Below are 6,937 nucleotides of genomic sequence, written 5' to 3' on the forward strand. Positions count from 1 at the left end.
GGCCCGGCGCATGAAGGCGATGATCTTCGCCGCAGGACGCGGCGAACGCATGCGTCCGCTCACGGATACCACTCCCAAGCCCCTGCTGAGCGTCGGCGGCAAGCCGATCGTCGTCTGGCAGATCGAGGCGCTTGCCCGCGCGGGCTTCACCGACATCGTCATCAATCACGCGTGGCTGGGCGCGCAGATCGAAGCCACGCTCGGCGACGGCAGTGCCTTCGGCGTGCGCCTCGCGTATTCCGCCGAAGCCGAGGCACTGGAGACGGCGGGCGGCATCGCGAACGCCAGAACATTGCTCGAAGGCGACGGCAACGTGTTTCTCGCCGTATCGGGCGATATCTTCACCGCCTACGACTACGCCACGCTTCGCCCGCAAGCGGCGCGTCTTGCTACGCAGGCCGAGCCCGGCATGCATCTCGTGATGGTCCCGAATCCGCCGTTTCATCCGAAAGGCGACTTTGCGCTCGACGCGACGGGCCACCTCTCATTGCCCGACGATGCACCTTCGAACGCCATGCCGCTGACGTTCGGCAACATCGCGCTTTACGACCTGCGTCTGTTCGACGGCATTGCCCCCGGCACCCGCCTGGCGCTCACGCCGCTGTATCGCCGCGCGATTGCCGCCGGGCAGGCGAGCGGCGAGCGCTTCGACGGCGTTTGGGAAAACGTCGGTACACCGGCGCAGCTTGCCGCGCTCGACGCCGAAGTCCGCGCCCGGCACGACGTCGCCCCCGGCAGTAGAATCGCCTGAACGGGTCGTGACGTCCCCAAACCCACGACCTCACGACCGAATTCGAACCAATTCCCCGAAATGGAGCCCGCGATGTCTGATTCTCCGTACCGTGCCCGCCGCGAGCGAGTCATCGAACAGATGCGCAAGGCCGGTGGCGGTGTCGCCGTTCTGCCCACGGCGCCGGAAGTGCCGCGCAACCGCGACAGCGACTACCCGTATCGTCACGACAGCTATTTCTATTACCTCTCGGGCTTTACGGAGCCCGAAGCGGTTGTCGTGCTCGACAGCCGCACCGGTCAGTCGATCCTGTTCTGCCGCGCGAAGAATGAAGAGCGCGAGATCTGGGACGGCTACCGCTATGGTCCGGAAGCCGCGCGTGAGACCTTCGGCTTCGATGCCGCCTATCCCATCGACGAAATCGACACGCGTCTGCCCCAACTGCTGGCCGACGCGCCGGCCCTGTTCTATGCGCTGGGCGCCTCGGCGCAGCAGGACCGCCAGGTGCGTCATTGGCTGAGCGCCGTGCGCGCCCAGAGCCGCACAGGGGTGTCGGCCCCATCGGTCGCCCGCGACGTCCGCACGATTCTCGACGAGATGCGTCTGGTCAAGGACAGCACCGAACTCGACATCATGGCGCGCGCCGGCAAGATTTCCGCTGATGCACACGTGCGGGCGATGAAGGCGTCGCGCGTGGGACTGCGCGAATACCATCTCGAAGCGGAATTGCTGTACGAATTCCGCCGCCACGGCTCCCAGTTCCCCGCATACGGTTCGATCGTCGCAACGGGCGCTAACGCGACCGTGCTGCACTACCGCGCAGGCGACACGGAACTGCGCGACGGCGACCTCGTGCTGATCGACGCCGCCTGCGAACTCGACGGCTACGCGTCGGACATCACGCGCACGTTCCCCGCCAACGGCAAGTTCACGCCGGCACAACGCGAGCTGTACGACATCGTGCTGGCATCGCAGCAGGCGGCCATCGACGCCACCCGTGCCGGCGTGCGTTTCGACGCGCCGCACGACGCTGCCGTGCGCGTGCTCGCACAGGGCATGCTCGACACCGGCCTGCTCAAGCGCGACACCGTGGGCAGCCTCGACGACGTCATCGCCAATAAGTCCTACAGCCGCTTCTACATGCACCGCACCGGTCACTGGATCGGCATGGACGTGCACGACTGCGGCGAGTATCGCGAAGATGGCCCGGACGGTGAGCGTCCGTGGCGCACGCTCGCCGCCAACATGGTGATGACCATCGAGCCGGGCATTTATGTGCGTCCCGGCCCGGACATCGACGAGCGTTACTGGAACATCGGCATCCGCATCGAAGACGATGCGGTCGTGACCGCCGGCGGTTGCACGCTGCTCACGCGCGACGTGCCCGTGGACGCCGACGAAATCGAAGCGCTCATGCGCGGCTGATGGGCCACGTGCAACGCGCAGGCGACCGTATGGACGACCGATGACGAACACTCAGGCTTCCGCAATTTCAGCTATGTCAGCCACCGACGGGCAGGCGGCACCCCCGCGCGCCGTCGGCCGGTTCGACGTTGCCATTGTCGGTGCCGGCCCGGTCGGCACCACGCTTGCGCTGCTGCTGGCGCAACGCGCACCGCAATTGCGGATCGCCCTGGTGGACGGGCGCGGCCCGCAAGCGGGTTACGACGACCCGCGCACGCTCGCGCTCTCGCACGGCAGCCGTGAAATCCTCGCGCGCACCGGCGCGTGGCCGCACGAGCGCGGCGCCCCACCTGCGCTACCGGGCACGCCGATCCAGCACATTCACGTGTCGCAGGCGCAGCGCTTCGGCAGTACCGAAATCGACTATCTCGATCACGGCGTGCCGGCGCTCGGCTACGTTGTCCGGTACGGCGCCCTCATGCGCGCGCTCGACACCGCGACCGCGCAGTTGCCCGCCCGCTTCGAGCACGCGCCGCAGGCCGGTTCGGCCAGGTCCGGACAGCACGACGTGCTCGACTCGGATACGCCGGGTCTGCATCACTTCCGTCCCTATCGCGCGATCGCTCTGCGTCAGGACAGTCAGCAAGTCACGATCACCCTCGGCACGTCGCTCGACGATCAGGCGCACACGCTGCACGCCACGCTCGCGGTGAACGCCGAAGGCGGCCTGTTCGAGGGGCAGACGGCACGCCCGCGCGCCCGCGATTACGGGCAGACGGCGCTCGTCGGCTTCGTGACCTGCGAACGGCCGCGCATCGGCTGGGCGTGGGAGCGCTTCACCTCGGACGGCCCGCTCGCCTTGCTGCCGCAGGAAAACGGCTACGCGCTCGTGTGGTGCTGCTCGCACGCGCAAGCCGAACGCCGCCGCGAACTGGCGGACGCCGCGTTCCTCGCCGAACTCCATCAGGTATTCGGCGACAGAATGGGTCAATTCACATCGATTGCCTCACGCGCGGGTTTCCCTCTCGGCCTGAACGCGTTGGGGCAAGTGGTCGACGCGCGCGTCGCCGCCATCGGTAACGCGGCACAAACGCTGCATCCGGTCGCGGGACAGGGACTCAACCTCGGCCTGCGCGACGCCTTCGACCTTGCCGACGCGCTCGTGCGCGACAGCCGCGCGACCCCATCCCACCGGGGCGTTCCCGGCCCCGCGGCACTGACCGCTTTCGCGCGTCGTCGCCGCACCGACCGGGGGCTGACCATCCGCATTACCGATCTGCTGCCCCGGGTGTTCGGCATCGACGCCACGCCGGTGGCCGTGCTGCGTGGCATGGCGCTCGCCAGTCTGGACCTCGTTCCGCCGCTGAAAACCGCTTTCGCACGGCAGATGATGTTCGGCCAACGCGGCTGAGAGGTTGCGCAGGGAGGCCTTTTCGGACAGGGCCGCCCGAAAGATTGCACAATTTTTAGGCGACGGGGACGGGTTTTCGCAGTAAAATAGCGATCTTTTTCCCGGCTTTTCCCCTTCATCGTGCGTATCGGTCCCCACGAACTCCGCAATAACCTGTTCGTCGCCCCCATGGCGGGCGTGACGGATCGTCCGTTCCGCCAGTTGTGCAAACGACTGGGCGCGGGCTATGCCGTCTCGGAAATGGTGGCCTCCAACGCCCAATTGTGGAAGAGCGAGAAAACGATGCGCCGCGCCAATCACGCGGGCGAAGTCGCGCCGATCTCCGTGCAGATCGCGGGCGCCGATCCGGCCATGATGGCCGAGGCGGCCCGCTACAACGTCGAGCGCGGCGCGCAGATCATCGACATCAACATGGGATGCCCTGCCAAGAAGGTCTGCAACGTGGCGGCCGGTTCGGCCCTGTTGCAGAACGAACCGCTGGTCGCACGCATCGTGTCCGCCGTCGTGGGCGCCGTGGGCGACGTGGTGCCGGTCACGCTGAAGATTCGCACGGGCTGGGATCGTGAGCACAAGAATGCGCTCACCGTCGCACGCATCGCCGAAGACTGCGGCATCAGCATGCTGACGGTACACGGCCGCACGCGCGCCGATCTCTATCACGGCGACGCCGAATACGAGACCATCGCCGCCGTGAAGGCTGCCGCGCGCATTCCGGTCGTGGCCAACGGCGACATCACGTCGGCGCAGAAGGCGAAGCACGTGCTCGAAGTCACGGGCGCAGACGCCATCATGATCGGCCGGGCAGCACAGGGGCGCCCCTGGTTGTTCCGCGACATCGAACTCTTTCTCACGACGGGCGAGATCGCCTTGCCGCCGCGCGTCGACGAGATCCAGCAGATCATGAACGAACACCTCGAAGACCATTACGAGTTCTACGGGGAGTACACCGGTGTACGGACCGCGCGTAAGCATATCGCGTGGTATTCGCGTGGCCTGCCGGGGGCAGCCACGTTCCGCCAGCGTATGAATACGCTCGACACCACGCAGGAACAGTTGGCTGCGGTCAACGAGTTTTTCGAAGAGCAGAAGGCGCACTCGGACCGCCTCTGCTATGAACAAGAATCTCCGAGGGAGCTATTAGCCGCATGAGCAAAGCAAACATAGAACAATCTGTGCGCGACAGTCTGGATATGTATTTCCGCGATCTGGACGGCGCACGGCCACACGATGTCTACGATATGGTCGTCTCGGTCGTCGAAAAGCCCCTGCTCGAGTTCGTGCTCGGCAAGGCCGACGGCAACCAGTCGCTCGCCGCGGAGTATCTGGGGATCAACCGCAACACGCTGCGCAAGAAGTTGCAGCAGCACGGTCTGCTGTAAGGGGTTCACCGTCCCCGGCCGATCCCGCGCCTTCGCGTCCACCCGCCCGTTTTTGCCGCTTCACTACCGTCCGTCATGATCAAGCAAGCTCTTATTTCCGTCTCCGACAAGACCGGCATCGTCGACTTCGCCAAGTCGCTCGCCGCCCAAGGCGTGTCGATTCTCTCCACTGGCGGCACCGCCAAACTGCTGGCCGACGCGGGCCTGAAGGTGACCGAAGTCGCCGACTACACCGGCTTTCCGGAAATGCTCGACGGCCGCGTGAAGACGCTGCATCCGAAGGTGCACGGCGGCATTCTGGCGCGTCGCGACCTGCCTGAGCACATGGCAGCACTCGACAAGCACGCCATTCCGACGATCGACCTGCTCGTGGTGAACCTGTACCCGTTCGTGCAGACGATCGCCAAGGACGACTGCTCGCTCGAAGACGCCATCGAGAACATCGACATCGGCGGCCCGACCATGCTGCGCTCGGCGGCCAAGAACCATCGCGACGTCACCGTCATCGTCGATCCGGCCGACTACGCCGTGGTGCTCGACGAAATGAAGGCGAACGGCAACACCGTCGGCTACGCCACGAACTTCCGTCTCGCCACGAAGGTGTTCGCGCACACGGCCCAGTACGACGGCGCGATCACGAACTACCTGACGAGCCTCGGCGAATCGCTGCGTCACAGCGAGCGCTCGGCTTACCCGGCCACGCTGAACCTCGCATACACCAAGGTGCAGGACATGCGCTACGGCGAGAACCCGCACCAGAGCGCGGCGTTCTACCGCGACATCGTCACGCCGGAAGGCGCGCTGGCGAACTACCGCCAGTTGCAGGGCAAGGAACTGTCGTACAACAACATCGCCGACGCCGATGCCGCGTGGGAATGCGTGAAGACGTTCGAAGCGCCCGCCTGCGTGATCATCAAGCACGCGAACCCGTGCGGCGTGGCCGTGGCGGCATCGCCGGCCGACGCCTACGCGAAGGCCTTCCAGACCGATCCGACGTCGGCCTTCGGCGGCATCATCGCCTTCAACCGCGAAGTCGACGAAGCCGCAGCACAAGCCGTGTCCAAGCAATTCGTGGAAGTGCTGCTCGCGCCGTCGTTCACCGACGCCGCCAAGCAAATCTTCGCTGCCAAGCAGAACGTGCGTCTGCTCGAAGTGCCGCTGGGCAACGGCGTGAACCAGTACGACTTCAAGCGCGTGGGCGGTGGCCTGCTCGTCCAGTCGCCGGATGCGAAGAACGTGGCGCCGCACGAACTGCGCGTGGTCACGAAGCGTCACCCGACGCCCAAGGAAATGGAAGACCTGCTGTTCGCCTGGCGCGTGGCGAAGTACGTCAAGTCGAACGCCATCGTGTTCTGTGCCGGCGGCATGACCCTCGGCGTGGGCGCCGGTCAGATGAGCCGTGTGGATTCGGCACGTATCGCAAGCATCAAGGCGCAGAACGCCGGTCTGTCGCTCAACGGTTCGGCCGTGGCGTCGGATGCGTTCTTCCCGTTCCGTGACGGTCTCGACGTGGTGGTCGACGCGGGCGCGACCTGCGTGATCCACCCGGGTGGCTCGATGCGCGACGACGAAGTCATCGCCGCTGCCGACGAACGCAACGTCGCCATGCTGATGACGGGCACGCGCCACTTCCGTCACTAATCGGCTAAGTCTGTCGCTTCGATGACCCCGCAACGGGTCATTGGCCGAGACGAAAAAGGACATCGCCGGATGTCCTTTTTTTGTGGCTTGACGCGGCATAGCGGCGTCGAGTGACGTCACGTCGGCATCGGACCCGCGCCCCGCACGGTGCCGGGGGCCGGGCGGGGGCGGGACGGGCGGGGGCGCGGGGGGGGGGGCGCGGGGGGGGCGGGGGGGCGGGGGGGGGGGGGGGGGGGGGGGGGGGGGGGGGGGGGGGGGGGGGGGGGGGGGCCCCGGCGCACACCCCGGAGGACAGGCAAAAGAGAAACGAGGGGGGGAGGGCGAGCCGCGCCCCGAACGGGAGGGGCAGCGAGGGCGGGCCGCGGCGCGCCC

General features: G+C 66.6%; 6 protein-coding genes. All 6 read left to right on the top strand.

Annotated elements, in window-relative coordinates; translation table 11 throughout:
- The first annotated feature begins 10 nt into the window (after positions 1-10).
- Complete coding sequence (gene murU, locus C5N93_RS02190; protein ID WP_242558090.1) at positions 11-751, top strand: N-acetylmuramate alpha-1-phosphate uridylyltransferase MurU; 741 nt, start codon at positions 11-13, stop codon at positions 749-751.
- A 60-nt stretch (positions 752-811) separates the two neighbouring features.
- Positions 812-2,155 carry an aminopeptidase P N-terminal domain-containing protein gene (locus C5N93_RS02195; RefSeq protein ID WP_347403285.1) on the top strand — a complete coding sequence of 448 codons (1,344 nt, stop codon included), beginning with the start codon at positions 812-814 and terminating at the stop codon, positions 2,153-2,155.
- Between the two features lie 73 nt (positions 2,156-2,228).
- Complete coding sequence (locus C5N93_RS02200) at positions 2,229-3,545, top strand: UbiH/UbiF/VisC/COQ6 family ubiquinone biosynthesis hydroxylase (RefSeq protein WP_242558092.1); 1,317 nt, start codon at positions 2,229-2,231, stop codon at positions 3,543-3,545.
- Between the two features lie 117 nt (positions 3,546-3,662).
- Positions 3,663-4,694 (top strand): tRNA dihydrouridine synthase DusB, encoded by a 1,032-nt coding sequence (dusB, locus tag C5N93_RS02205; RefSeq protein WP_139133101.1) that lies wholly within the window; start codon positions 3,663-3,665, stop codon positions 4,692-4,694.
- Positions 4,691-4,924, top strand: coding sequence for a Fis family transcriptional regulator (locus C5N93_RS02210; protein ID WP_039393174.1), 234 nt, complete (start codon positions 4,691-4,693; stop codon positions 4,922-4,924). The genes dusB and C5N93_RS02210 overlap by 4 nt, the downstream gene beginning before the upstream one ends.
- 75 nt (positions 4,925-4,999) lie before the next feature.
- Positions 5,000-6,565 carry a bifunctional phosphoribosylaminoimidazolecarboxamide formyltransferase/IMP cyclohydrolase gene (purH, locus tag C5N93_RS02215; RefSeq protein ID WP_150719895.1) on the top strand — a complete coding sequence of 522 codons (1,566 nt, stop codon included), beginning with the start codon at positions 5,000-5,002 and terminating at the stop codon, positions 6,563-6,565.
- Positions 6,566-6,937: the final 372 nt, after the last annotated feature.

The organism is Pandoraea sp. LA3 (assembly GCF_022696215.1).
In the GTDB taxonomy this organism is placed as follows: domain Bacteria; phylum Pseudomonadota; class Gammaproteobacteria; order Burkholderiales; family Burkholderiaceae; genus Pandoraea; species Pandoraea capi.

What these genes read in the sequence shown, in the direction of transcription:
- C5N93_RS02200 (WP_242558092.1), top strand. Translation starts at nt 2,229, where the DNA reads ATGTCAGCCACCGACGGGCAGGCGGCACCCCCGCGCGCCGTCGGCCGG.
- C5N93_RS02210 (WP_039393174.1), top strand. Translation starts at nt 4,691, where the DNA reads ATGAGCAAAGCAAACATAGAACAATCTGTGCGCGACAGTCTGGATATG.
- murU (WP_242558090.1), top strand. Translation starts at nt 11, where the DNA reads ATGAAGGCGATGATCTTCGCCGCAGGACGCGGCGAACGCATGCGTCCG.
- C5N93_RS02195 (WP_347403285.1), top strand. Translation starts at nt 812, where the DNA reads ATGGAGCCCGCGATGTCTGATTCTCCGTACCGTGCCCGCCGCGAGCGA.
- purH (WP_150719895.1), top strand. Translation starts at nt 5,000, where the DNA reads ATGATCAAGCAAGCTCTTATTTCCGTCTCCGACAAGACCGGCATCGTC.